The organism is Leptospira neocaledonica, from assembly GCF_002812205.1.
Classification (GTDB): domain Bacteria; phylum Spirochaetota; class Leptospiria; order Leptospirales; family Leptospiraceae; genus Leptospira_B; species Leptospira_B neocaledonica.
Window position 1 is genome coordinate 1 of record NZ_NPEA01000035.1, and the last position, 797, is coordinate 797.

Here is a 797-nt window from a genome sequence, read left to right on the forward strand (position 1 = left end):
CGCAGTGGACGTAATTAAGATATCAGTCGCTTTCCGGTAACGTCAAAAGAAAAGTATGATTTGCAGACCGCGCAAGTATATTGACCATATTTTTTAACAATCTTTGGGGTGCTGCAAGAGGGGCAAAGAACTGTTAACTTGTTACCCATTGATTTACGAATTCTTTCTTCATGACGATCAAGATAGCCTAATTTCGAGAATACGAAACCCAAAAGCAGACCCCCGAGAAATCCGACAAAATGTGCGCCGAAAGCCATGCCTAAAGAAAAATGCAATCCTACGATCGACAATGCTACTTGGTAAATTAACCAAAATAATATTGCGACAGAGGCTCGAATATTTTCAATAGAATGCCATCTTATTGCTACGGAAGCTTTTACATTAGGAAAGAGAATAAAATACATACCTAAAATTCCAGAAACAGCACCTGAGGCCCCTACAACAGGTCGATATGAATCTAAATGTGTAAGCACGTAAAAGAAGTTTCCCAATAATCCAAGAATGATAAATGCTATTACATACATAATATGGCCTAGGACATCTTCAACGTTGTCGCCGAATATATAAAGATAAATCACATTACTTAAATAATGAACGATGCCTGTGTGGGCAAATATACTAGTCAAGATACTTAACCCGAGTTTATTCGCAGGAATAAGTTCAAGGCTATTCGGATCTACAAATAGCAGTAAACCGCCCATTAAAAGTATTAAACCCCATGTAGCAAATGGGAAACGATGCTTATGATTTGCTTTTTCGAAAATCAACATAATTTTTGTCCATTGCGTCTAACGACC

General features: G+C 37.6%; 1 protein-coding gene. It reads right to left on the reverse strand.

The genetic code is table 11. The features are described from left to right. Positions 1 to 14: 14 nt before the first annotated feature. Positions 15 to 770, reverse strand: coding sequence for a rhomboid family intramembrane serine protease (locus CH365_RS19860; protein ID WP_100770280.1), 756 nt, complete (start codon positions 768 to 770; stop codon positions 15 to 17). Positions 771 to 797 lie beyond the last annotated feature (27 nt).